This is a genomic window from Bradyrhizobium nitroreducens (genome assembly GCF_002776695.1).
GTDB classification, from domain to species: domain Bacteria; phylum Pseudomonadota; class Alphaproteobacteria; order Rhizobiales; family Xanthobacteraceae; genus Bradyrhizobium; species Bradyrhizobium nitroreducens.
In genome coordinates this window covers 2,158,617-2,182,652 of sequence record NZ_LFJC01000003.1, presented here as the reverse complement: position 1 = coordinate 2,182,652, position 24,036 = coordinate 2,158,617, and the positions used below count along the sequence as shown (strand labels likewise).

Genomic DNA, 24,036 nt, shown 5'->3' with positions numbered 1-24,036 from the left:
CTCAATCCTATTGTCCCAGCCGTTCGATCAGGGCCGGTGCGTGCACCTGGTCGGCCTTGTAGTTGCCGGTCAGCGTGTACATCACGATGTTGGCGCCGGCGCGGTAGGCGAATTCGCGCTGGCGGGTGTCGCCACCGGTCACCGGCAGCATGGCCTGGCCGTCGGGCCGCACGGCCCAGGCGCCGGCAAGATCGTTCGAGGTGATGATGATCGGCGAGACGCCGTCGCCGCCGCGCGCCGGCCGCTGTGCGCTGTCCTCGTCCTCGTCTTCGCGCGGCAGGGTCTCGACCCAGGTCTGACCGGTAACGAAGCGGCCGGGGAAGTCGCGCAGCAGATAGAAGGTCTTGGTCAGCACGTGCTCGCGCGGCACCGGCTCGAGCTCGGGCACGTCGAGCGAGGACAGGATCTCGCGCAGCGTCTGCATGCCCGGGGTCTGCGCCGCGCCGTTGGCGCCGGGCGGCGCTTCGATCGCGTCGCGGGTGTCGAACAGCACGGTGCCGCCCTGCTTCATGTAGGCGTCGATCTTGTTGATGGCGTCCTGCGGCGGCTTGGGCGCGCCCGGCACGATCGGCCAGTAGATCAGCGGGAAGAAGGCGAGCTCGTCGCGCGCGGGATCGATCCCGACGGGGTCGCCGGCCTCGAGCGCGGTGCGCTGCGCCAAGAACAGCGTCAGTCCGGACATGCCGGCCTTGACGATGGAATCGACGTCGGCATTGCCTGTCACGACATAGGCGAGGCGGGTCTGCGCCGTCGCTCTCATCGCGAAATCGTCCGCGGCGCTGTCGGCGCGTGACGGCGCCGGGATGAGCGCGACGAGGCCCGCGAGCACGAGGCCAAGGACGATCATGGCGGGCGCGGCGCGGCGGCGCAGCAGCGCGGCTAGTCCGCCGCCGAGCACCGCGACGATGATGGCGTCGATCAGGAACAGCGCGAGCGCCGTCGACAGCAGCCAGCCACGCAGATCCCGCGGCTCGGCATTGGTGTAGGTGGCGTGCCGGGCGCGCAGGCTCGCGGTGTTGAGGGCCGCGATGCGGTCGGCGGCAGCAAGCGTGTTCACGGCGAGCGGTCCTTCGGCCGGCCCATAGAAGCCCGGCGGATGATCTGATGTGGCGCGGTCGCGGTAGTCCGCGGGCAGGGGCTTTGCAGTCACCGGCGGCGGGCCGAACGCACCAAAGCCGTCGAGGATGTGCAGCGGCGCCACCGTTTCAATGGTCGCTTCGCCGGCGACGCCTGCGCCGGGCTTGGACGTGTAGCCGGACATGTCGACCACCCGCCGCAGCATCTCGACGAAGGTGCCCGACATCGGCAGGTCAGACCAGCGCATGTCGGCGCTGACGTGGAACAGGCTGACGAGGCCCTTGCCGCGATGCTCGCCGGTGACGAGCGGCGTGCCGTCCTCCAGCGAGGCCCAGCTCTTGGTGGCGAGCACCGCGTCGGGCTCGGCCAGCACCTGGCGGCTCACGGTGACGTCCTTGGGGACCGCGACGCCGGCGAACGGGCCATCGCCGGCGAAGGAAGCCAGATGCTGCGGCTTCTCCCAGGTCAGGCTGCCGCCGAGCGTGCGGCCGCCCTTGCGCAGCTTGACCGGCACGAGGTCGTCCTCGGCCTGCGCCAGGCGGGGCCCAGCGAACCGCACCAGCACGCCGCCCTGGTCGATCCAGGCATTGAGGCGCTCGCGCAGCTCCGGCGCGATGGTGCCGACATCGGCGAGGATGATCATCGGCAGCTTCTGATCGAGGAATTGCGTGATGCCCTGCTGCGGCGAGCCCTTGTCGGCGAGCCTGACGTCGGCGAACGGCGCCAGCGCGCGGGTGAGATAGAAGGTCGGCGCCAGCAGCGGCTGCGCGGTCTCGCTGGTCGAGCCCGAGACGATGCCGATGGCGCGGCGGCGCCAGCGCTTGTCGAGCAGCTGCACCGCGCCGGCGGAGCGCTCGCCCGAGATTTCGAGCCGGGTGATGTCGTTGCGCAGCTCGACCGGCAGATCGAACGCGGCGTCGGTCTCCTTGTCCTGCGGGCCGAACGAGAAGCGCGCCTCGCCGATCGGCGAGGCCTTCTGGTCCAGCGCGCGCACGGTGCCGACCGCGATGCCGCTGTCGGTGCGCAGCACCTTCACCGTCATCCTGGCGGCGGCGTTCTCGGCCGCAACCAGCGCCAGCGGCGCGGAGGTGCCGCCTTCGAAGATGGTCAGGCTGCGCTCGCCGATGGTCTTGCCGAGGGCGGCCACGAAGTCCTCGCCGCGGCCGGTATCGACGCCGTCGGACAGCCAGGCAATCTCGCAATCGCCGGTCGCTTTGAGGAAGCGGTCGACCGCAGCCAGCGTCTCGACGCGGTCGATCGAATAGGGCTTTGGCGCGAGCTGGCGCAGCGCGACGCGGGCCGCACCCGCCGGCATCAGCGTGATGTCGCGGTTCGGCTCGGACAGCGGCACCAGCGCGATGGCGCGGCGGTCGTTGTCGGCGTTGGCGATCAGCTCGTCGGCGGCCCTGATCCTGACGTCCCAGTGCGAGGCTGCGCTCCAGCCGTCGTCGAGCATGATCATCAGCGGCGCCTTGCTGCCGGCTGCGCCGACTTGCGGATTCCAGATCGGGCCGGCGGCGGCGAAGATGACGAGCGCTGCGGCGAGCAGGCGGAGCGCGGTCAGCCACCACGGCGTTCGCGACGGCGTCTCCTCGCGCGGGGCGATGTCGAACAGCAGGCGCGTCGGCGGAAACTCGATCCGGCGCGGCCGCGGTGGCATCACGCGGAGCAGCCACCACAGCACCGGCAGGCTGACGAGGCCGATCAGGAGCAGCGGTTCGGTGAAGGCGAGCGGCAATCCCATCATGCGGCCGGCCCCGCCTTGATCGTGGTGGTGCGGGCGCCCGACTTGCTCACCTGCATGCCGGCATGCAGGAACAGCAGAAGCTCCGCCGCGGAGCGGTCGGTGGCGTGCGTGGTGAACAGCCAGTCGAGCTTGCTCGTCTCGGCGCGGATCTGGTCGCGGTGCAGTGCGAGCCGCGCGGTGTAATCCTGCGCCCAGCTCTCGGCGCGGCCGGCGGTGATCACGCCGAAGCCCTCGGGCTCGACGAACTCGACGCGGCCGGAATAGGGGAACGATTCTTCGGCGGGATCGACGACCTGCACCAGCGTGCCGTGCGCGCCGGAGCCGGAGAGTCCCGCGAGCGTCGTCCTGATCTCGGAGATCGGCGACCAGAAATCCGACAGCACGATGATCTCGGCGAGCGCGGAAGGCACGAAGGACGGCGGCAGGCTCAATCGGTCGGCATCGTCATGCAGCATCGCCTGCGCCATCTTGTCGATGACGCTGCGGCTCGCCGTCGGCGCCATCAACCCGGGAATCCCGACGCGTTCGCCACCGGAGACCAGCAGCTCGGCCAGCGCAAAGGCGACGATCAGCGTGCGCTCCAGCTTGGATTCGCGCGCGGTCTTCGAGGCGAATGCCATCGAGGGCGAGCGGTCCGGCCAGATCCAGACCGTGTGCGAGGCTTCCCATTCGAGCTCGCGGACATAGAGATGGTCGTCGCGCGCCGAACGGCGCCAGTCGACGTTCTGCGCCGGCTCGCCGGAAACGAAGCGGCGGTATTGCCAGAAATTCTCGCCGGAGCCGGCGCGGCGCCGTCCATGCAGGCCGTGGATGACGTTGGCGGCGATGCGGCGGGCCTCGAGCACCAGGCGCGGCAAGGAGGCTGCGAGCGTACGGCTTTCGCCATCGGCACGTCGGATCGCGATGATCTCCTTCGCCGTGTGCCCGGTCTCTGCGGCCATCAACCGATCCGTGTCTTGAGCTGCTTGATCACGTCCGGAATCGTGCGCCCCTCGGCACGGGCCTGGAACGTCAGCGCCATGCGGTGCTTCAGCACGGGCTCGGCGAGGTCGAGCACGTCGTCGATCGAGGGCGCGAGGCGCCCGTCGATCAGCGCACGCGCGCGCACCGCCAGCATGAGGGATTGGCTGGCGCGCGGGCCGGGGCCCCAGGCGATGAACTTGCCGGCTTCGCCGGCGTCCGGACCCGGGCGGGCCGAGCGCACCAGCGACAGGATGGCTTCGACCACGGAATCGCCGACCGGCAGGCGGCGGATCAGCCGCTGCGCGGTGATCAGCGCGTCCGCCGTCATCGCGCCCTTGGCGAGCGTCTCCTCCGCGCCGGTGGTCTCGAACAGGATACGGCGTTCGGCGTCGCGATCGGGATAGTCGACGTCGATTTCCATCAGGAAGCGGTCGAGCTGCGCTTCGGGCAGCGGGTAGGTGCCTTCCTGCTCCAGCGGGTTTTGCGTGGCCAGCACATGGAAGGGCTTTGGCAGATCGTGGCGCGCGCCGGCGACGGTGATGTGCTGCTCCTGCATCGCCTGCAGCAGCGCCGATTGCGTGCGTGGTGAGGCGCGGTTGATCTCGTCGGCCATCAGGAGCTGGGCGAAAACCGGACCCGAAATGAAGCGGAAGGCGCGCTTGCCCGCGGTGCTCTCGTCCAGCACCTCGGCGCCGAGAATGTCCGACGGCATCAGGTCGGGCGTGAACTGGATGCGCTTGGCATCGAGGCCGAGCGTGACGCCGAGCGTCTCGACCAGCTTGGTCTTGGCAAGGCCGGGCACGCCGATCAGCAGCGCATGTCCGCCGGAGAGGATGGTGACCAGCGTATTCTCGATCACCCGATCCTGGCCGAAGATGATGGACGCGATCGCATCCTTCGCAGCGCGAACCTGGCTCGACACCTGCTCGGCCGAACGGACGATCCCGTCCTCGAGTTTCTCGACACTCTCCGCCATCCGTTCGCTCCTTAAAGCCCGCCATGCGGCCTGGGCCGTCATGTCACCACATCGCGCAGGTCATCATTTCAGCTCATGGGCCTTATGCTAGACTTGCAGGAAGGCCATGTATTCGTTGAATTAACCTATCCCCACCTTATCGGCTTCGGGTTATGTACGGCATCACGAAGTGGCGACTTCCACACCGGGCTAATCCGGGGTGGAACCGTTGACCCGATTACAACGTAGACCTGCACCAATCGTGCCAAGGACAAAGTCAGGGCAAACCATGGCGAACCAAGGGCAGAGCGCCGATCGCGGCCTCGAGGGGCTGACGGTCGCTGCCAAGAATGCTGCCAACGCCGAGGGCGGGAAGAAAGGCCTGCCGCCGGTACATCTGTGGAATCCGCCGTTTTGCGGCGATCTCGACATCCGAATCGCCTCCGATGGTACTTGGTTCTACTTGGGGACGCCAATCGGACGTCCGGCGCTGGTGCGGCTGTTCTCGACCATCCTCAAGCGCGAGGGCGACAAGCATTTCCTGGTCACGCCGGTGGAGAAGGTCGGCATCCGCGTCGATGACGCGCCCTTCATGGCGGTCGAGATGCAGACGGACGGCGAGGGGAAGCATCGCGTGCTGCGCTTCCGCACCAATGTCGACGACTGGGTGACCTGCGATGCCGCGCACCGGCTGCGCTTCGAGCAGGCCGCGGACGGCGGGCTGACGCCGTACCTGCACGTCCGTGCCGATCTCTGGGCCAAGGTCACACGGGCGCTCTATTACGACCTGGTTGACATGGGCGAGGAGCGGATGGTCGATGGCCAGCCGATGTTCGGCGTCGAATCGTCAGGCGAATTCTTCGCCATGGCCGATGCGGAGCAGGTGAGGGCCGCGCTTTGAACAAGCCTATCCTGAAGAGTGATCCGGTTGCGCTCGGCGCGGCGGATTTCTTCGCCCGCTCGAAGGCGAAGCTCGGCTTCGACGTGCCGGCCGGCCTCTACGATCCCAACATCATTCCCGCCTCGGGCGATCCCGGCACCGACAAGATGCTCGAGATCGTCGCGCGCGAGCAGCCGGTGCGCCCGGCGGCTGTCCTGATCGCCGTGGTCGACCATCCCGAGCCCACGATTTTGCTGACGCAGCGTTCGGCGCATCTGAACGACCATGCCGGCCAGATCGCCTTTCCCGGCGGCAAGATCGACGCGACCGATTCCTCGCCGCTCGACGCGGCGCTGCGCGAGGCCGAGGAGGAGGTCGGGCTCTCCAGGGATTTCGTCGAGCCGATCGGTTATCTCGATCTCTACGGCACCGCGTTCGGCTTCCGCATCCTGCCGACGGTCGCGCGGGTGCGGCCGGGCTTTTCGCTCACCATCAACCAATCCGAGGTTGATGACGCCTTCGAGGTGCCGCTATCCTTCCTGATGAACCCGGTGAACCATCAGGTGCACAGCAAGGAATTCCGCGGCATGGAGCGGTTCTACTACGCCATGCCGTTTGCGGAACGTTACATCTGGGGCGCGACGGCCGGAATGCTGCGTGTGCTGTATGAGCGGATCTATTCATCATGATCCGGCCGGTTCTGACCGAGATCGGAATCTTCCTCATTCCCTTTGCCGTCTATGCGCTGTTCCTGGCCGCGACGCGGTCCGGCCTGTTCGCACGTTCGTCCTGGCCGGTCACCATCGTCGCGCGCCTTGTCCTGGCTGCGCTCGTGCTTGTCATCGCGGGACTGATCGGCTTTGCGCATTTCTCCGGCGCCGCCCCGGATTCGACCTACGTTCCCGCCCATATCGAGAACGGCAGGCTGGTGCCGGGCGTGGAGAAATAGGGACAGCACGATGAGCGCGGAGCCGATACTTGCGCCGATTCTTGCCGATGCCCCCTGGCTGACCGCAGGCGGGACCGCGCGCGTCCTGGCGCTGCTCAATGCCGGCGGCGAGGAGGCGCGGGTGGTCGGCGGCGCCGTGCGCAACGCGCTGCTCGGTCTCAAACCCGGCGACATCGACATCGCGACCACGGCGCGGCCCGAGGAGGTGATCCGGCGCGCCAAGGCCGCCGGCATCAAGAGCGTGCCGACCGGCATCGATCACGGCACCGTCACGCTGGTCATCGACAGCCATCCCTATGAGGTCACGACGCTGCGCGAGGACACCGAAACCTTCGGCCGCAAGGCCAAGGTCGCGTTCGGCCGCGACTGGGTGAAGGATGCCGAGCGGCGCGACTTCACCATGAACGGCCTGTCGGTCGACGCGCGCGGCGTCGTCTACGATCATGTCGGCGGTATTGCCGATGCGAAAGCGCGCCGCGTGCGCTTCATCGGCGATCCCGACCAGCGCATCGCCGAGGATTATCTGCGCATCCTGCGCTTCTTCCGCATCCACGCCGCCTTCGGCGCCGGCGATCCCGACCGCGACGGTACTCTCGCCTGCATCCGCGGACGCGCCGGCCTTGCCAGCTTGTCGGCCGAGCGGGTGCGGATGGAGATGCTGAAGCTGCTGGTGACATCGGGCGCATCCGCGGCCGCGCTGGCCATGGCCGAGGGCGGCTTGCTGCAGGCGCTGGTCGGCGGCGTCGTCTACACCGGGCCGCTGACGACGATGATCGCGATCGAGCGCGAGCTCGGCCTCACCGCGAGCAGCACGCGGCGCCTCGCCGCGCTGACCGTCGCCGTAACTGAAGATGCCAAGCGCGTCGCCGCGCGCCTGCGGCTCTCAAATGCCGAGACCAAGGCGCTGGATTCGATGGGCCACCGCTGGTGGCGCCTCGCCGCCAAGGACGAGGCCAATGCGCGGCGGCTGCTCTACCGGCTCGGTGCCGAGCGCTATCACGATCGCGTGTTGCTCGGCTGGGCGAGGAGCGGCGGCGACGTCACTTCAACGCACTGGCGTGCGCTCGCCGAGCTGCCGCAGCGCTGGATTGCGCCGAAATTTCCGCTGAAGGCCGCCGACTTCATCGCGCGCGGCCTCGCCGAAGGACCCGCGCTCGGACACGTGTTGACGCTCGCCGAGGACGCTTGGCTTGCGGCGGATTTTCCCTTAGAGGAAGCCGCGCTCGCTTCCATCGCCGATCAAGCTGCGGCCCGCATCAGCCGCGACGAGAGAACGTGACCATCGTCTCAGCCTTCGCCGACATCTCGATCTTTCAGCTTCTGCTGGTCGCGTTGATGGCGTTGTTTGCTTCGATCATCGGAGGTCTCGCCGGCTACGGCACCGGCGCGCTGATGCCGCTGGTGCTGGTGCCGCTGGTCGGCGCCGAGCCCGTGGTGCCGATCATCGCGATCTCGGCCATCTTCACCAATTGCAGCCGCGCGGTTGCTTACCTGCGCTACGCCGACCGCCGCCGCGCGCTGATCGTGCTCGCCTGTGCCGCGCTGACGACCGCACTCGGCGCCTACGGCTACACGCGGCTGACCAATGCCGGCGCCGCCCTCGTGATCGGCACCATGCTGATCCTGAGCGTGCCGTTGCGCCGCGTGCTCCGCCGCCGAAGCGTGCGAATCGGCGATGGCGGTCTTGCCGCCGGATCCGTCGGCTACGGCGTGCTGGTCGGCGGCACCTCCGGCTCCGGCGTCATCCTGCTCTCGCTGTTGATGGCCGCGGGCCTCGAGGGCGCCGCCGTGATCGCGACCGACGCCATGATCTCGCTCGGCACCGGCCTCATCAAGATCTCGGTGTTCGGGCTCGCCGGTGCCGTCACGGCGCAGGTGCTCGCCTTCGCGCTGCTGATCGGAGGGATCGCGATCCCCGGCGCCTTCCTCGCAAAGGCTTTCGTCGAGCGGATGCCGGTGCACATCCACACCGCGATCCTGGATGTCGCGGTGATCACGGGCGGGCTGGTGATGATCTCGGCGGCGGCGAGGCAGCTCCTCGGGTAGGTGCTTCCGGCCTACTCCGCCTTGTTTGCACCCACGGGCTCCGCGGCGACCGGAGCACTGCTTGCCCAGGTGAGCAGCGCGTCGATCGCAGGGCATGGAGCCTGGCTCCACTCCGTCAGAGCATACTCGACCTTCGGGGGCACCTGATGATGTGCGATAAGTCGGACGATCATGCTCGAGCAAGGCTCGTGCGCAGGCGCTTTAGCCGTGCCTACTCTTCATCGTCGTCGTCGTCCTCGTCTTCATCCTCTTCCTCTTCCACTTGCACAAGCACGGCAAGCGGCAGCGTCTCGCGGAACAGGTCGCCTTCCATACCCATCCAGAGGCAGAGCGCCTCGTCCTGCTTGACTTCCGCAACCGTCAGCGGCTGGCCGCCCGATTTCAACATCACGACGTCGCCGGCTTTCAATTCCATGGAGTGCTCCTCTCGAATGATCGACCCGGAGGAACCTAGCAAGCGGTCATGACATCCCGATCACGCCGCCGGCCGCGTCGGGCTCCGCCGCCAGCATGCCGCAGCTAGCTGTTCGTCAGCAGCAGAAGATGCGGCACGGCCTCGGTGTCGGGGGCCGCGCCCAGGCGTTGGTAGAATTGCATGGCCGACGCGTTGTGCTTCCAGACATCCCAGCCGAGCTTCGTGACACCCTGGCCGGAGGCCCACTCCTTCGCCTTCATCATCAAGGCCTTGCCGACGCCTTTCCGGCGCGCGTCGGCATGCACTGCGATGTCGCTGATGTAGAGGCCTGCCTGAGCGCTGTAGAGCTCGTGGGTCAGGATCCAGGCGATCATGCCCACGACGCGATCTTCGAGCAGCGCGACAAAGAGGTGCATCGGCGCGTGCTCGCGGACATAGAAGGCGACATAGCGGTCGAGCGTCAGGGGTGGCGGCGGCTCTTCGATATGGGCCGCCAATGTCTCCGCGAGGCTACGGACGGCGGCATAATCGCTCGCCTGAGCTCTCCGGATGCTCAATGCTTCCCTCACGATACCGTGCCCTCCCTTGCGCCTTGCTTGAATCTTCCGCGGGTGCTGAAAGCATCCGCAGGGTCATCTACGTGCAAGGTCGAGCGGTCGTTACGTCAGCAGGTGGAATAATTTGTGACGCTCGATGCCGCACAATCCGGCGCTTCGCCTGTCCTCGCTCATCATGATCTGCGATGCCGTCCGCGCCGGGGTCGGCGACGCGCGCCTTCCCGTGTCGCTCGTCAGTCACGACCTCCACGCCGGCAGGCTCGTCCATTGGGGCGATGTCGAGGGCCCGCCAATCGCGCTCTGGGCGCTTTACCCCTCGCGTAAACTTCTGAGCGCTCGCGTCTCGGCGTTCCGCGACTTTCTGAAGGAAGCCTTTCCCGCCGGTACGCCCGAGGAACTTGCGGCTTTTATCGATTAGGGCGCGTCTTCGGCACCATCAGGCAATGCGCGTCGGATGACGACGCGTCACGATAAACTTGCCGCCATCATTTCGCATTCATCCTACTGCTCACTTAGGCTATGCTCGCCTCCGAAAGAGTTCGCCCCTAGTTAACCGGCAGAGCGATCGGATGTGGCCGAGGCGGCTTGGAGCGTCGGTTTCTCCTTCGCAATCTCCCACGGAAGACGTCGAAACCGGGAACGTCAATGTCCGCCGTCAATCCGCGCTCCAAGCATCTCCACGCCGTGTTGTATGTATCTGGCGCTGTCGCACTGTTCGCGGCTGCTGACGCGTTGGCCAAATATCTCGGTCAGCTATACCCAATTCCGTTCGTCGTATGGGCGCGATACGTCTCTCAGTGCCTCGCAATGGTCTTGATATTTGCACCGAGACTCCGTTGGGATCTGGTCCAGAGCGAGAACAGAAAAGTTCATCTAATTCGCGGTCTTCTCTTGTGGGCTACAACCGCACTGTTCTTCGCTTCGTTGAACTTCATGCCGCTGGCCGATGCGTCGGCCATCGCCTTCATGTCGCCTCTCATCGTCGTCATCCTCTCGCGTACCATGCTTGGCGAACCGGTTTCTTCCAAGATATGGCTTTGTTGTTTCGTCGCTGTTCTGGGGATGATCGCCATAATTCGACCAGGCACCGGATCTTTCTCGTTGGCTGCTCTACTCCCAGCGGCGTCAGCGCTTTGTTATGCAGTCTACCAGATACTCACCCGAACGGTTTCTGCACGGGACAGCATCGTCGTGGTCCTTTTCTTGCCTACCCTTGTTGCAAGCTCGATCAGCACTCTTTCGGTCCCGTTCTTCTTTCATGCTCCGACGGCAACAGGTGCCATTGCATTGGCTGGCCTCGGAGCCCTTGGCGGTGGCGCTCATCTCATGCTGACCAAAGCCCTTCGTTCTGCTCCGGCGTCGCTGATTGCGTCGCTGATGTATAGCCAGCTTGGTTGGGCCGTCCTCCTTGGCTACGTTGTTTTCAACGATCTACCCGACCGGATCGCCGTTTTCGGTATTCTCATGATCGGCGCTGCCAGTTTTTATGCTGTTAAAGACCATGACGCCGTGAAAGCCCATGATTGATCAGGGGGCGTTCACTTCGTCGCTTGCGGATTCCAGTATCCCTTTATCCAATCCCAACGAAGCCGCCGTCCACGTCAGTGTCGACCAGGTCTTATCGTCGATCGAGATGCCGGTCTTGCGGCGTTGAATACGTTGCATGCTTGCGTTCTCGCCGGGCAGTCGAACGGCATTTGGACCGACACGAGGCGAAGCCTTGACGAACTGCGAGAACCGCTCGATCTCCGTCCGCCAAGCCATTTCGCTACCGACGATATCTCGGCTTATGTAGATCGAAAGCATGTTCTCGCCCTGTCGCGTGGTATCACTACTGGATCCACCACCGGTGACGAGCCCGGTCAAAAGGTCAACCAGGACGTTGAGGCCGAAACCCTTGTGTCCGGACATCGGCAGGAGCGCGCCCCCCGCGAAAAAGTCCTCTGGGTTGGTGGATGGTCTGCCGCTGGCGTCCACGATCAACGATTCGGGAAGGGAAGCGCCCATGTTCTTGGCCAGCTGGACTTTTCCGACGGAGGTCGCGGAAGTGCTCGCATCGAATACGAGCGCATTGCCTGCATCGATCGGTAATCCAATGGCTATTGGAGTCGTCCCCAGGCGCCGGTCACTTCCCCCGAACGGGACCATGACGCGAGCCGCCGGCCCGTTGACGAAATGGAGCGATGCCATTCCGTGTGCGGCAGCAATCTCCGCCCATGCTCCGATGCGTCCCAGATAACCAGCATTGCGGATGCCAACCAGTGCCAGGCCACTCTTCGCCGCTTTTTTCGTACCGGCGAGGACAGCGGTCTCTGCCGGCATTTGCCCGAGCCCAAAATTGGCGTCGAGCAGCAGGATGGAACTCGTTTCCAGCAATGAGACGGCCGTGCGATTTGGAAAATATGTGCCCGAAGCTATCCATTCGACGTAGTTCGCAAGGCGTATCACTCCGTGCGAGTCGTGACCGCAAAGATTCGCATCGATCAGATGCTGCGCGATGGCGGCAGCCTCGTTTTCGCCGCACCCCGCTGCCTGGAGGATAGTCGTGGTGGCCGACAGTAACGGGTCACATCGAACAACAGGCATCGCAAGCCCTCTTTGATTGACACTAATGTTGCAGCAGTCGTTAGGGCGCGTGAACATCAAGTCTGGTTATCGCGCCCCGCTGCACGAGTTGACTGAAATACTCGACTTCCCGAGTGTAGGCGTGATTGTCGTACTGGTCGGCTCGCTGCGGATCCCAATAGTAGGTACTGGACTGAAAGCCATCAAAACCCAAAGCAAGCAGCTCCGCACTTGGGTAAAGATGGCGCGCGAGCGAAAGGGCTTTCAAACCCGTCGTTGGCTGTACGACCTTGCCGTCTTTGCCGATCATGATCCCCGCGCGTTCAAACTCCATCGCGCGCACCAGATCGATCATCAATGACTGGCTGAAATACTGCATGGGACGCGAAACGAAGGATTCCAGTGCGCGGGCGTGGATTTCAGGAGACGCCTCCTCCGGAAGAAGATCGAGATGCCACCTCGTAAGGTATTCCAGCTCGAAGCCCGCGTACTCCGTTGCCATCCTTGTCCATGACTTGGGATCCGGAAAGGCGAACCACAAACACTGGCCAGTTCGCCATTCGTTGTCCCGGCCGGAAATCCTGGTCCAACTATTGACCATGTGGATATCGAGGCGCGAGCCGACCGATTCCTCGTAGCCGCTGGTTCGGAACTCGTTGATACGAACGACTCGATCGCACCTGTCAATCAATGGCCCCAGCTTCATCTTGAGCGGACCGCCGCCATTTCCGACAATTGCGATCCTCATTCATAGTACTCCTTGAAGGCGTCATACGAAGCTTTGCCATGCAAGGTCCCGATGACGTCGCAAGTGTTGCATGGCGTGAGGCTCCGCCGCTCTTCGAGCAATTCTCTGCGGTACGCTTCCATGGAAGGTGACAGCCAAAGTTCGCGAATGGACTGCTCGTTCACATTTCCGGCTACGCTTGCGCGGCGCCCCCAATCGTTGAAGCACAGAAGATGGTTGCCATTCCAATCAATCATCATCTTGTAGAAGGGCACATAACATGCGCGCTCGGCAGGTTTTGCCAAAGGGCCGCGGATACCAACCAAGCCGGTACGGTTGTTGAGGGTCAGCCCGTAACTGTCTTCCGCGCCGAGGTAGTGATGGCGTAGGATGTATCGTGCCGGTGGGATGCCCCTGAACCGCTCTTCAAAGTCCGCTATTTGATGCGCGCCGTCGTAGAGGTTGACGAGGATTGTATTTACGCCGCGATTCAGCAGCGATCGAATCAGCTCGACCGAGAGGAAGTCGCCGTTGCAGATCAGTTCAATGTAAACGCCGGGAAGATGTCGCCGGAGCTTGGCGATGATCTCCACGATGTCGTCGTTGAGCAAAGGCTCGCCGAAACCGGAAACGGAGATCTGACCCCTGTAGCCAAAGTTGATCTCGGCGAGGCCTTCTGCGATACGCTCTGCCGTCGCCAAGGACATGAAGCGCTTGCGATTCTTATATACTTGCGGATCAGCGCGCGGACAAAATACACATGTCCTGTTGCATAGTTCGGTTGGGTTCAGCTCGATGACCGTGAGCGTTGAAAGGATATTCGACGCATCCGCGTCAGATTCGAGCGATTTGCGATGGTGAAAGATGGGATCAACGAAGCTTGCCATCGATAACTCCCACGATTGCGCGAACCGAATGAGGATCAGTCGCCGTGACGCGTACGAAGTCAGCGTCATCGAGAGCGAACGAGCGAACGGCAGCGATCTCTTGCAGATGCGAGATCACTCGGGATCCGCTCGCGAAGAGTGAATAGTTTCCCCAGGAAGGAATTGACGTAGCGCCTCTCGCAACCAGCTCGCTCTCAAGCTGCGCCTTCCCCTCACGGAGAGACGCGATCGTCGCCTTTACGAGGTCGATGTTGTCTGCGACGAACTTGAGGTAGGTGCATGCCAAGCCGCTCACCTCGTACATGGGCTTGTCTTCGTAGAGGCGTTCGATATTCGAAGCTTGACTGTATACGGCACCAAGTCGCAGGCCCGCAGCCGCGCCCATCTTGCTGAAACTCAGCGTAATAAACACGTTGGCGTAACGATCTACGAGCGCTTGCTGGGTCACGACGTCGGCATCCGCAAAGTCGACGTATGCGTGGTCGACTATGACGGTTGGACCTGAAGCAGAAATGCATTCGAGAGCTGCGGACTCCAGACATGTTCCCGTCAAGTTGTCCGGGCCGGCAAGATAGACGATGTCGTCGGGGCCTGCGGTGAGAAATGCGGACCAGTCGAGCAAGAAGCCCGGAACTGAAGGATCGTAACGATAGGGGATCGGCGCCAAATCGTAGCCAAAAAGCTGACCGTAGACCGCGACCATCGCATAGGTAGGCTCCGCATAGAAAAGCCGAGGCGCAACGCGGTGAGAAAGCTTCATGGGCGAATGTGCGTACAGCACGGCGCGGATTGCCTGCTCCGAGCCGGCAGAGAGCAGAAACCGCTCCGCCGGCAAGTGCGCTATCTCAGCGAGCTTCTGATATGCGCCATGTAGATCGGGATATTGCCACAGCACGTCCGATGCCAAGGTAGGGAGAAACAATGCCTCCAACTTGGCGTGGTATCCGGCATCGCAATTCTCGTTCCGATCCAAGCGAAACGCATGAGTGCTGCTGATCTTTTGGTCGCTCCAATGCGTGCGATGAACCAAGCGGCGCATCTGGATCACTCCTGCAGGAGACGCGGGTTATCTTACGGAGACGGGTTATCTTACGGAGAGGCCGCTTGGTGGAGGAACAGCAGGGCTTTGGCCGAGTGCAGTTCGTCCCGCTGCATTCGGCCAACCGTCTGTCGTTGGTCCTCGATATACCTACAGATCAAATCGCGCCGTAATTGTGACAGCAGGCAAAATGCCGCAGTAGTTGTAGTTGATCGCAGGTTGTGTTCGAATCGCGGCCCGGACACGCGCCGTCCATGGCGGGCGTCGTTGCCGTTAAAAGGAGGATGGAGGAACGCAAGACGACTGAATCGGCTTCGCAGTGCCGGGAACCGCGGCTCATGCGTTGCGCGAGAGCTGGAAGCATTCATACGCGAGGAAGTGATCAGGCGGATCTGTGTAAGTCGGCCGGCCTGGCAAGCCAACAAGAAGAACAAGGTGAGGAGGAAGTCCGTGAACGTTAGGGATAGAATGACTGCAGTCATCAATGCCGAGGCGAAGGCAATTCAATCGGTCATTATCGATGATGGATTCGAAAAGGCGGCAAATGCGATTGTAGTTGCCAGGGGAAAGATCGTTACGACGGGAATTGGAAAAGCCGGACATATCGCCAACAAGTTCGCTGCGACTCTTTGCTCGACGGGAACCCCTGCTGTCTTCCTTCACGCGGCGGACGCCGCGCATGGCGATTTGGGCATAGTTGAGCCGAGAGACGTACTGGTCGCGTTCTCGACAAGCGGAAAATCAAGAGAGGTTCTTGAACTTCTCGAATTGGCCACAAGCATAGGAGTGAACAACACGATCGGAATCACCTCTCATCCTGACTCCTCGTTGCGGAAGTTATGCTCGATTATTCTCAATATGGGGCCGATACAGGAAAGTGCTTGTCCGATCGGGCTCACCCCGACGTCGACCATAGCAGTCATGCTGGCGATCAGTGATGCGATTGCAATGGCTGTTATGGAGGTCAAGGGGATAACGAAGATGGATTATGGCCTTCGGCATCATGCCGGCTATTTAGGTCGCGCCGCACGAGGCGAACTGCTGTAGCACAGCATGAGATAAGGTCGCTGCCGAGTCCGTCACCATATGAGCTGGAAGTCTTCACCCGAGGGAAACGCGATGAAAGCATCCGCAAATCTCGCCGAGAAGCTCGCAACGTTCACCGATCGCTTCTCCCCGCGCACGGTGGCGACCTATAACGACAACGACATCATGGTGGCCAAGCTCGAGGGGCCGTTTCATTGGCACAAGCACGAGGACACGGACGACTTCTTTCTCGTGCTCAGCGGGACGCTCGACATCGAGCTGCGGGACCGCACGGTCACCCTCAACCCCGGCGACGTTTTTGTCGTGCCGAAGGGCGTCGAGCACCGGCCGGTGGCCCGTGGGAACCGACCGGGACACCGAATTCCGGCGACAGAGCCGCCGCGGCGCCTCGTATCCTCGTCTGATCAACCGGCGCCCGCCATCAGTGCCGCGGTGAGGCCGTCGACGCACGCCAGGCGGGCTGCCGGAAATCGCGCAGGCCGAGCCGTGAGCGGCTGGCTATGGCTCAGGCAAAAATCCGTCCATCGCGGCTTTCGACGATGACATCATACCCCCGTTTTGCCCGACGGATCGAAGCCCGTTTCGTAAAATCAGCAAGCCCTTGATTCTGCTGGGGCCGTCTACTGTGCATGGGGTTGTTTTCGCGTTTTTTGTTTTGGACCCTGCTCAGGACCGGCCCGGCACCAGCTCGGTCAGCGAGCGGATGATGCGGTCGGGCTTGATCGTCGAGCCTTCCGGCAGGCCCTCGCCATGCACGTCGATCCAGATCGAGTAGATGCCGAGGCGCTGCGGCGTCACGACTTCCCATTCCAGATTGTCGCCGATCATCCAGGTGTCCGCAGGCGTGACGCCGAGCGCCTCCATCGCATGCAGATAGGCGCGCTCCTCGGGCTTGCCGAAGCCGTGCTCGCCTTCGATCTGGATGTGGTGGAAGCGATGCGCCAGCTTGAAGCGCTCGACCTTGGCGCGCTGCATGTCGGCGGCGCCGTTGGTGACCAGCGCCAGCTTGATGCCGAGTGCCTTCAACTGGTCGATCGCTTCATGCGCGCCTGGGAAGACGAACATCTCCTCCTCGCGATAGGCGGTGAAGCGGTCGGCGAGGCGGATGGCGAGATCGTCCGGCAGGGCGCGATGGCCGGCGGCGGCGAGCGCGGCAAAGCCGCCCTTGACCGTGAGGTGCCGCGCCTCGGCAAGCCTCATCCGCCATGCAGCTTCCGCGTTCGCCCAGAAGTTTCGCGCGAAAGCGAGGACTGTCGTTGCGACCAGCTCGGGCGGTAGCGGCGCAAGCTCGTCGGCGAATTCCTTCGCGATCGTGTTCCAGGCGATCTCGGGCCGGCCATAGGCCGACAGGATGGTGTCGTCCATGTCGATCAGCATGGCGCGGGGGAGGGGCTTCGGGGCGGGCTTCATCGTCGTCACGGCCATTTCACCTCGGGCGGCATCGACGACAGGATCGAATCGACATTGCCGCCGGTCTTGAGCCCGAAGATGGTGCCGCGATCATAGAGCAGGTTGAACTCGACGTAGCGCCCGCGCCGGATCAACTGCTCCTCGCGGTCGGCCGCGGTCCAGGGGCTGGCGAAATTGCGCCTGACGATCTCGGGATAGATCTTCAGGAAGGCGCGGCCGACGTCCTTGGTGAAGGCGAGATCGGCCTCCCAGTCGCCACTGTCGTGCCAGTCGTAGAAGATGCCGCCGATGCCGCGCGCCTCTTTCCGGTGCGGCAGGTAGAAATACTCGTCGCACCACTTCTTGTACTTGTCGTAGTCGGCAACGCCGTTCGGACCGGTGCAGGCCTCCTTCATCGCGGCGTGGAAGGCGATGCTGTCGGCATCCTCCTGCGTGCGCCGTCGGTCGAGCACCGGCGTGAGGTCGGCGCCGCCGCCGAACCAGGCTTTGGTGGTGACGACGAAGCGGGTGTTCATGTGCACGGCGGGCACGTTCGGATTGCGCATATGCGCGATCAGCGAGATGCCCGAGGCCCAGAATTTCGGATCGTCCGCGGCACCGGGAATCTGGGCCCGAAATTCGGGCGCGAACTCGCCGTGCACGGTCGAGCAATGCACGCCGACCTTCTCGAACAGCCGGCCGTGCATCATCGACATCACCCCGCCGCCGCCGGGCGCGCCGGTATGATCAGTGCGCTGCCAGGGCGTGCGCTTGAAGCGGCCGGCCTCGCCGGGATAGAGACTCTGCGGGGCGTCGTCCTCGAGCTTCTCGAAGCTCGCGCAGATGTCGTCGCGCAAGGCCTCGAACCAGGTGCGGGCGCGGGCCTTGCGGTCTTCGATCATCGACATGTCCATCTGCATTCGAGGGTCGCGTCCTATCTGATGCCGAGCGATTTATGCGTCTGCACGCTGAGCCGCCATTGCGGATGGCGCAGACAATAGTCGATCGCGCGCGCGGTATTCTCGATCACCCCGGGGCCGTCCATCGGCTGCAGTGAGAAGCGCTCGAAGGCGAGGTTCTCGAACGTCTCGGGCGCGGCGAGGGCCTGCGGATACACCAGCTTCAGCTCGTGGCCCTGACGCAGCACCAGCTCGCTGCCGCCCTTGGGGCTGACACAGATCCAGTCGAGCCCCTCGGGCGCGGCAATGGTGCCGTTGGTCTCGACGCCGATCTCGAAGCCGCGGTCGTGGAGCGCCTCGATCAGCGCAGTGTCAACCTGGAGCAGCGGCTCGCCGCCGGTGAGCACCACGTAGCGGTTGGCGTCCGAGGCCGTCCACTGTGCGGCGATGGTGTCGGCGAGCTCCGCGGCGGAGCCGTAGCGGCCGCCGAGGGTGCCGTCGGTCCCGACGAAATCCGTGTCGCAGAACTTGCAGGTGGCCTCGAGGCGGTCGGCCTCGCGCCCGCTCCAGAGGTTGCAGCCGGCAAAGCGGCAGAACACGGAGGCGCGCCCGGCATGGGCGCCTTCGCCTTGCAGGGTCAGGAAGATCTCCTTGACCGCGTAACTCAATGGTCTCTCCTCAACCTGTCAGCCTTGAACCTGTCAAACGTGCGGGTTCCGGGTCTGCCGCAGCGCCTCGCCCGCGGCCATCGCCGCCGACATGGCGACATTGAGCGACCGCAGCCCGGCCTTGATCGGGATCACCAGCCGCGCATCCGCGGCCTCGACCACCGCGTCGGTGACGCCGGCGCTCTCGCGCCCGAATAGCAGGATGTCCGACGTCTGGTAACGGAAATCGCGATAGTCGGTGGCGGCCTTGGTGGTGAACAGCAGCAGGCGGTAGCCATGGCCTGTGCGCCACTCCTCGAATTTCAGCCAGGAGTCATGCCTGACGATGCTGACATGGTCGAGGTAATCCATTCCCGCCCGGCGGAACGCGCGGTCGGAGACCGGGAACCCTGCCGGTTCGATGATATGGGCGGCCAATCCCAGGCAGGCGCAGAGCCTGAGAATCGTGCCGGTGTTCTGAGGGATGTCGGGCTGGAAAAGCGCTATCTGCATCGAGGCCGGCGGGTTGGTTGCTGGGCGGAAATGTCTCAATAAAACATCGCCTGCCCGGGAATTCGTGCATGGCACGCTCCCGCGCCGATAGCGGGCTTGCGCTCGCCGGGCAAGGGTGCCAATAGAACGATTCTGGACTGCTGTTTCGCCTGTTTAGAGGCGAATGAGCGAAGTTCTGCCGCCGCGGGGGGCCGCGGGCGCCGGCAGACTGTTCCGGGGACCTTGGGGGCTCCTGGAGCGGTTCCACCGGTGGCATAAGAAGAAAGGGTTGGAATCGTGACGACAGCGTCTTCGGCGGACCATCCGACACGCCGTGATTTCTTATTCGTTGCAACCGGGGCAGCTGCAGCAGTAGGGGGCGCAGCTGCGCTCTGGCCCTTCATCTCCCAAATGAATCCTGACGCCTCGACCATCGCCGCCGGTGCGCCGATCGAGGTCGATCTCAGCCCGGTCGCCGAAGGCCAGGACATCAAGGTGTTCTGGCGCGGCAAGCCGATCTACATCAGCCACCGCACCAAGAAGCAGATCGACGAGGCGCGCGCCGTCAACGTGGCGAGCCTGCCCGATCCTGAGACCGACGAGGCCCGGGTCAAGTCCGGCCACGAGCAATGGCTGGTCGTGATCGGCATCTGCACCCATCTCGGCTGCATCCCGATCGCCCATGAAGGCAATTACGACGGGTTCTTCTGCCCCTGCCATGGTTCGCAGTACGATTCGTCCGGCCGCATCCGCCAGGGGCCCGCGCCCGCGAACCTGCCTGTGCCGCCGTACCAGTTCGTTTCCGACACCAAAATCCAGATCGGCTGAGCCTCGGACCTTCATCCGAAGCTTCGCGCCGTCTCGTCGTATTATTTCCTCAGGATCGCATCATGAGCGGACCATCCGACTACCAGCCGAGCAATCCGGCCCTGCAATGGCTCGAGCGGCGCCTGCCGATCCTCGGCCTCATGCACTCTTCCTTCGTCGTTTATCCCACCCCGCGTAACCTGAATTATTGGTGGACCTTCGGCGCCATCCTCTCCTTCATGCTGGGGATGCAGATCCTGACCGGCGTGATCCTGGCGATGCACTACACGCCGCATGCCGACCTCGCCTTCAAGTCGGTCGAGCTGATCGTCCGTGACGTGAACTACGGCTGGCTGCTGCGCAACATGCACGCCTGCGGCGCGTCGATGTTCTTCTTCGCGGTCTACGTCCACATGCTGCGCGGCCTCTATTACGGCTCCTACAAGGAGCCGCGCGAGGTGCTGTGGATCCTCGGCGTCATCATCTACCTCCTGATGATGGCGACCGGCTTCATGGGCTACGTGCTCCCCTGGGGCCAGATGAGCTTCTGGGGCGCCACCGTCATCACCAATCTGTTCTCCGCCATTCCCTATTTCGGCGAGAGCATCGTGACGCTGCTCTGGGGCGGCTATTCGGTCGGCAACCCGACGCTGAACCGCTTCTTCTCGCTGCACTATCTGCTGCCGTTCCTGATCGCGGGGGTCGTCGTGCTCCACGTCTGGGCGCTGCACGTCGCCGGCCAGAACAATCCTGACGGCGTCGAGCCGAAGACGGAAAAGGACACGGTGCCGTTCACGCCGCACGCGACCATCAAGGATGGCTTCGGCGTTGCCTGCTTCCTGCTGCTCTACGCCTGGTTCATCTTCTACATGCCGAACTATCTCGGCGACGCCGACAACTACATTCCGGCGAACCCGGGCGTGACGCCGCCGCACATCGTGCCGGAATGGTATTACCTGCCGTTCTACGCGATCCTGCGCTCGATCCCGAACAAGCTCGCAGGCGTCATCGGGATGTTCTCGGCGATCATCATCCTGTGCTTCCTGCCCTGGCTCGACGCCGCGAAGACGAGGTCGTCGAAGTACCGCCCGCTGGCCAAGCAGTTCTTCTGGATCTTCGTCGTGGTCTGCATCCTGCTCGGCTATCTCGGCGCGCAGCCGCCGGAAGGCATCTACGTGATCGCCGGCCGCGTCCTGACGGTCTGCTACTTCGCCTACTTCCTGATCGTGCTGCCGCTGCTCGCGCGGATCGAGAGGCCGCGGCCGGTGCCGAACTCGATCTCGGAGGCGATTCTCGCCAAGGGCGGCAAGGCTGTTGCTTCCGTTGCGGTCATGCTCGTCGCCGCCGGCGCGCTGTTCCTCGGCAGCATGCAGGATGCCCGCGCCTCCGAAGGCAGCGACAAGCCGCCGGGGAACAAATGGTCGTTCTCGGGCCCGTTCGGCAAGTACGATCGCGGCGCGCTCCAGCGCGGCCTGAAGGTGTACAAAGAGGTCTGCGCCAGCTGCCACGGCCTGTCCTACATCGCCTTCCGCAACCTCGCCGAAGCCGGCGGACCCGGCTATTCCGTGGCCCAGGCGGCAGCGTTCGCCTCCGAGTACAAGGTCAAGGACGGCCCGAACGATGCGGGTGACATGTTCGAGCGTCCCGGCCGGCCGGCGGACTATTTCCCCTCGCCATTCCCGAACGAGCAGGCCGCTCGCGCGGCGAACGGCGGTGCGGCGCCGCCCGACCTGTCGCTGATCACCAAGGCGCGCTCCTACGGCCGCGGCTTCCCCTGGTTCATCTTCGACTTCTTCACCCAGTACCAGGAGCAGGGCCCGGATTACGTCTCGGCCGTGCTTCAGGGTTTTGACGATCACGTCCCCGAGGGCGTCACGATCCCGGAAGGCTCGTACTACAACAAGTACTTCCCGGGCCACGCCATCAAGATGCCGAAGCCGCTCAGCGACGGGCAGGTGACCTATGACGACGGCTCGCCGACCACGGTCGCGCAGTACGCCAAGGACGTCACCACGTTCCTGATGTGGACCGCCGAGCCGCACATGGAAGCGCGCAAGCGCCTCGGCTTCCAGGTCTTCGTGTTCCTGATCCTGTTCGCGGGGCTGATGTACTTCACCAAGAAGAAGGTCTGGGCCGACTCGCACTGAGCGGCGCTTGCCGAGACTAGAAATGGAAAAGCCCCCGCAAGGGGGCTTTTTTGTCGCCGTCATTCCGGGGCGATGCGCAGCATCGAGCCCGGAATCCATTCAGCGACCGACTCTGCCGCCCGATGGATTCCGGGTTCGCGCTATCGCGCGCCCCGGAATGACGACAGTGTGGATTGCGCCGCGTGCCCGCACCGGCGAAGATACCACCAACCGCTCCCCAGAAACTCATCGGAGGACACCATGGGAACCGCCATCACCTTCAAGCGTCCGGACGGCAAGGACGCCTCGGGCTATCTCGCCAATGCCGCGCGCGGCAACGCACCGGGCGTCGTCGTGATCCAGGAATGGTGGGGGCTGTCGGACCAGATCAAGGGCCTGTGCGACCGCTTTGCGCTGGCCGGCTTCGATGCGCTGGCGCCCGATCTCTACAAGGGCAAGGTGGTGCCGTATCACGACACGGACAGCGCCAACAAGGAGATGAACTCGCTCGACTTCATGGACGCCACCACGCAGACCGTGCGCGGCGCCGCGCAATATCTGTCGCGCAACGGTGCCAAGGTCGGGCTGACAGGCTTCTGCCTCGGCGGCGCCGTCACCATCATCGGCGCGACCAAGATCCCGGAGCTCGCGGCCGGCGTCGTGTTCTACGGCATCCCCCCGGAGCAGGCGGCCAAGCCAGCCGACGTCAAGATCCCGCTTCAGGCCCATTTCGCCAACAAGGACGATTGGTGCACGCCGGAGCTGGTGGGCGGCTTCGAGACGGCCATGAAGGCCGCCGGCAAGTCGCTGGAGCTGTTCCGCTATGACGCCGAGCACGCCTTCGTCAACGAGCAGCGCCAGGCCGTGCACGACCGCGAAGCCGCCGAGCTCGCCTGGGGCCGGGCGACGGAGTTTTTCAGGAAGCATCTGGGTTGAGACGGGACAATCGACCAGGGGCAGCGAGCGAATGTCGACATCGTCTCTCACGCGCCGCGTGCTCGGCTCGATCGTCCGACCGGTGATCGTCCTTGGCGCCCTGCTGCTGACGGCAGCTCAGGCGCCGGGACAACAAGCCTTCGTCACGCTGAACGGTAATCTCAAGACCGAGGCCTGGTGGGTCATCGCGGACTTCCAACCGTTCACGACGGAGGTTCGCGGCATCCCCGCAAGCCAGATCCGCAAGAGCTGGTGCAAGGCGACTGAATTCCGCAAGGACCTGATCCCCAAAGAGCTGATGTTCGAGAACGGCGCCGACGCGATGAAGGGCGCCGGCATGTCCTTTGCCATCGAGGGGCGCTTCGACGGCGGCGCCACGAAGCAGATCGCCGTGGTCGGCGTGTTTCAGGAATGTGCGGGTCAAAAGGGCAGGTTCATGCTGGTCCTCGATCAGCCCGACGGCGAGAAGCCGAGGATCCGCTTTGTCGACGCCGTACGCACGAACCGCCAGTTCGCCGCTCTCTCGAAGGGCAAGGGCGGCAAGCTCGTCCTCTGGGGATGCATGGAATGTGACGGCTATTCCGTCCTCAAATGGGATCGGAAGAAGAACAGGTTCGGCTGGGAGCCGCAGGCCGAGGAGCCTTGAACCAGGCAGGGGCGGCAGCCGGACGCTGTGCGTCCCGGCCGCGAGGAGCGGGTTTTCTCACCTTGACGCCGCCCCCGCGCCATGGTGAGTATCCGCCCCATGAGCATCGTAGCCCGCCCAGCCCGTCTTTGGTGGCGCACCTCCTAAAGAGGTGGCCGGTGCGATTTTCCTTTCCCAAATCGTCTGAGGTCGCCTGCACAGTGCGGCGGCCTTCTCGTTTGTCCTGTGTGGCGTTCCCTC

23 protein-coding genes and 4 pseudogenes are annotated in these 24,036 nt (G+C 64.0%); 13 read left to right on the top strand and 14 right to left on the bottom strand.

The features are described 5' to 3' along the window. Nucleotides 1-7: 7 nt before the first annotated feature. Genes TSA1_RS10750 through TSA1_RS10740 form a run of 3 tightly spaced genes read right to left on the bottom strand, consistent with a single transcriptional unit; the run spans nt 8 to nt 4,763 of the window. Nucleotides 8-2,824, bottom strand: a complete 2,817-nt coding sequence (locus tag TSA1_RS10750) for a DUF4159 domain-containing protein (protein WP_100176326.1) — start codon at nt 2,822-2,824, stop codon at nt 8-10. Next, nucleotides 2,821-3,765: a DUF58 domain-containing protein gene (locus TSA1_RS10745; protein WP_100176325.1), complete on the bottom strand. Its 945-nt coding sequence runs from the start codon at nt 3,763-3,765 to the stop codon at nt 2,821-2,823. Before TSA1_RS10745 ends, TSA1_RS10750 begins: the two co-directional genes overlap by 4 nt. After that, complete coding sequence (locus TSA1_RS10740) at nt 3,765-4,763, bottom strand: AAA family ATPase (RefSeq protein WP_100176324.1); 999 nt, start codon at nt 4,761-4,763, stop codon at nt 3,765-3,767. The genes TSA1_RS10745 and TSA1_RS10740 overlap by 1 nt, the downstream gene beginning before the upstream one ends. Before the next feature lie 268 nt (nt 4,764-5,031). Here TSA1_RS10740 and TSA1_RS10735 point away from each other — a divergent pair, with 268 nt between their 5' ends. From TSA1_RS10735 to TSA1_RS10715, 5 genes are read left to right on the top strand one after another with little or no spacing between them, the layout of a single operon-like run. Then, entirely contained in the window at nt 5,032-5,643 is a 612-nt protein-coding gene (locus TSA1_RS10735; RefSeq protein WP_100176323.1) for a DUF1285 domain-containing protein, read from the top strand. Further along, nucleotides 5,640-6,311, top strand: a complete 672-nt coding sequence (locus tag TSA1_RS10730; protein WP_097666124.1) for a CoA pyrophosphatase — start codon at nt 5,640-5,642, stop codon at nt 6,309-6,311. Before TSA1_RS10735 ends, TSA1_RS10730 begins: the two co-directional genes overlap by 4 nt. Beyond that, the gene (locus tag TSA1_RS10725) at nt 6,308-6,571 is read left to right on the top strand and encodes a DUF6111 family protein (protein WP_097666125.1); all 264 of its coding nucleotides are present in this window, start codon (nt 6,308-6,310) and stop codon (nt 6,569-6,571) included. The genes TSA1_RS10730 and TSA1_RS10725 overlap by 4 nt, the downstream gene beginning before the upstream one ends. Before the next feature lie 10 nt (nt 6,572-6,581). Further along, nucleotides 6,582-7,850 (top strand): CCA tRNA nucleotidyltransferase, encoded by a 1,269-nt coding sequence (locus tag TSA1_RS10720; protein ID WP_100176322.1) that lies wholly within the window; start codon nt 6,582-6,584, stop codon nt 7,848-7,850. Continuing rightward, a complete protein-coding gene (locus TSA1_RS10715) occupies nt 7,847-8,617 on the top strand; it encodes a sulfite exporter TauE/SafE family protein (RefSeq protein ID WP_100176321.1) in 771 nt (256 codons plus the stop codon). The genes TSA1_RS10720 and TSA1_RS10715 overlap by 4 nt, the downstream gene beginning before the upstream one ends. A gap of 11 nt (nt 8,618-8,628) precedes the next feature. On the opposite strand, the pseudogene TSA1_RS10710 reads toward TSA1_RS10715, so the two are convergent. From TSA1_RS10710 to TSA1_RS10700, 3 genes and pseudogenes are all read right to left on the bottom strand, one after another. Further along, nucleotides 8,629-8,787 (bottom strand): annotated as a pseudogene (locus tag TSA1_RS10710) (winged helix-turn-helix transcriptional regulator); the annotation flags it as partial. A 41-nt stretch (nt 8,788-8,828) separates the two neighbouring features. Continuing rightward, the gene (locus TSA1_RS10705; RefSeq protein WP_100176319.1) at nt 8,829-9,032 is read right to left on the bottom strand and encodes a DUF2158 domain-containing protein; all 204 of its coding nucleotides are present in this window, start codon (nt 9,030-9,032) and stop codon (nt 8,829-8,831) included. A gap of 104 nt (nt 9,033-9,136) precedes the next feature. Further along, nucleotides 9,137-9,589 carry a GNAT family N-acetyltransferase gene (locus TSA1_RS10700; RefSeq protein ID WP_161497215.1) on the bottom strand — a complete coding sequence of 151 codons (453 nt, stop codon included), beginning with the start codon at nt 9,587-9,589 and terminating at the stop codon, nt 9,137-9,139. 145 nt (nt 9,590-9,734) lie between these two features. Here TSA1_RS10700 and TSA1_RS10695 point away from each other — a divergent pair. Then, nucleotides 9,735-10,007, top strand: a pseudogene (locus tag TSA1_RS10695) (LysR substrate-binding domain-containing protein); the annotation flags it as partial. 227 nt (nt 10,008-10,234) lie between these two features. Continuing rightward, nucleotides 10,235-11,116, top strand: a complete 882-nt coding sequence (locus tag TSA1_RS10690) for a DMT family transporter (protein WP_100176317.1) — start codon at nt 10,235-10,237, stop codon at nt 11,114-11,116. On the opposite strand, the gene TSA1_RS10685 is transcribed toward TSA1_RS10690, so the two are convergent. Genes TSA1_RS10685 through TSA1_RS10670 form a run of 4 tightly spaced genes read right to left on the bottom strand, consistent with a single transcriptional unit; the run spans nt 11,117 to nt 14,807 of the window. Then, complete coding sequence (locus TSA1_RS10685) at nt 11,117-12,175, bottom strand: Ldh family oxidoreductase (RefSeq protein ID WP_161497214.1); 1,059 nt, start codon at nt 12,173-12,175, stop codon at nt 11,117-11,119. Nucleotides 12,176-12,215: 40 nt separating this feature from the next. Beyond that, a complete protein-coding gene (locus TSA1_RS10680; RefSeq protein WP_100176315.1) occupies nt 12,216-12,902 on the bottom strand; it encodes a glycosyltransferase family 29 protein in 687 nt (228 codons plus the stop codon). Further along, on the bottom strand, nt 12,899-13,768 hold the full coding sequence (locus TSA1_RS10675; RefSeq protein ID WP_161497213.1) for a radical SAM/SPASM domain-containing protein: 870 nt from the start codon (nt 13,766-13,768) through the stop codon (nt 12,899-12,901). The genes TSA1_RS10680 and TSA1_RS10675 overlap by 4 nt, the downstream gene beginning before the upstream one ends. Then, a complete protein-coding gene (locus tag TSA1_RS10670) occupies nt 13,752-14,807 on the bottom strand; it encodes an aminotransferase class I/II-fold pyridoxal phosphate-dependent enzyme (RefSeq protein ID WP_100176313.1) in 1,056 nt (351 codons plus the stop codon). Before TSA1_RS10670 ends, TSA1_RS10675 begins: the two co-directional genes overlap by 17 nt. A gap of 468 nt (nt 14,808-15,275) precedes the next feature. Here TSA1_RS10670 and TSA1_RS10665 point away from each other — a divergent pair, with 468 nt between their 5' ends. Next, nucleotides 15,276-15,854 (top strand): SIS domain-containing protein, encoded by a 579-nt coding sequence (locus tag TSA1_RS10665; RefSeq protein WP_210421891.1) that lies wholly within the window; start codon nt 15,276-15,278, stop codon nt 15,852-15,854. Between the two features lie 72 nt (nt 15,855-15,926). Beyond that, nucleotides 15,927-16,258, top strand: a pseudogene (locus TSA1_RS10660) (cupin domain-containing protein). Between the two features lie 262 nt (nt 16,259-16,520). Here TSA1_RS10660 and TSA1_RS10655 read toward each other — a convergent pair. The 4 genes and pseudogenes from TSA1_RS10655 to TSA1_RS10640 all read right to left on the bottom strand — a co-directional run bounded on the left by TSA1_RS10655 (nt 16,521) and on the right by TSA1_RS10640 (nt 19,302). Next, complete coding sequence (locus TSA1_RS10655) at nt 16,521-17,279, bottom strand: HAD family hydrolase (protein WP_100176312.1); 759 nt, start codon at nt 17,277-17,279, stop codon at nt 16,521-16,523. Continuing rightward, nucleotides 17,270-18,067, bottom strand: a pseudogene (gene hemF, locus TSA1_RS10650) (oxygen-dependent coproporphyrinogen oxidase); the annotation flags it as partial. The gene TSA1_RS10655 and the pseudogene hemF, both read right to left, overlap by 10 nt. A 110-nt stretch (nt 18,068-18,177) precedes the next feature. Beyond that, nucleotides 18,178-18,810, bottom strand: coding sequence for a 7-carboxy-7-deazaguanine synthase (queE, locus tag TSA1_RS10645; protein WP_100176311.1), 633 nt, complete (start codon nt 18,808-18,810; stop codon nt 18,178-18,180). 33 nt (nt 18,811-18,843) lie between these two features. Further along, complete coding sequence (locus tag TSA1_RS10640; protein ID WP_100176310.1) at nt 18,844-19,302, bottom strand: tRNA (cytidine(34)-2'-O)-methyltransferase; 459 nt, start codon at nt 19,300-19,302, stop codon at nt 18,844-18,846. 276 nt (nt 19,303-19,578) lie between these two features. On the opposite strand from TSA1_RS10640, the gene petA reads away from it, so the two are divergent. The 4 genes from petA to TSA1_RS10620 all read left to right on the top strand — a co-directional run bounded on the left by petA (nt 19,579) and on the right by TSA1_RS10620 (nt 23,796). After that, entirely contained in the window at nt 19,579-20,109 is a 531-nt protein-coding gene (gene petA, locus TSA1_RS10635; protein ID WP_100176309.1) for a ubiquinol-cytochrome c reductase iron-sulfur subunit, read from the top strand. Nucleotides 20,110-20,171: 62 nt separating this feature from the next. Then, entirely contained in the window at nt 20,172-22,235 is a 2,064-nt protein-coding gene (gene fbcH / locus TSA1_RS10630) for a cytochrome b/c1 (RefSeq protein WP_100176308.1), read from the top strand. A 240-nt stretch (nt 22,236-22,475) separates the two neighbouring features. Then, entirely contained in the window at nt 22,476-23,150 is a 675-nt protein-coding gene (locus TSA1_RS10625; protein WP_100176307.1) for a dienelactone hydrolase family protein, read from the top strand. A 31-nt stretch (nt 23,151-23,181) separates the two neighbouring features. Further along, nucleotides 23,182-23,796, top strand: a complete 615-nt coding sequence (locus TSA1_RS10620) for a hypothetical protein (protein ID WP_245448200.1) — start codon at nt 23,182-23,184, stop codon at nt 23,794-23,796. The last annotated feature ends 240 nt before the right edge of the window (nt 23,797-24,036 follow it).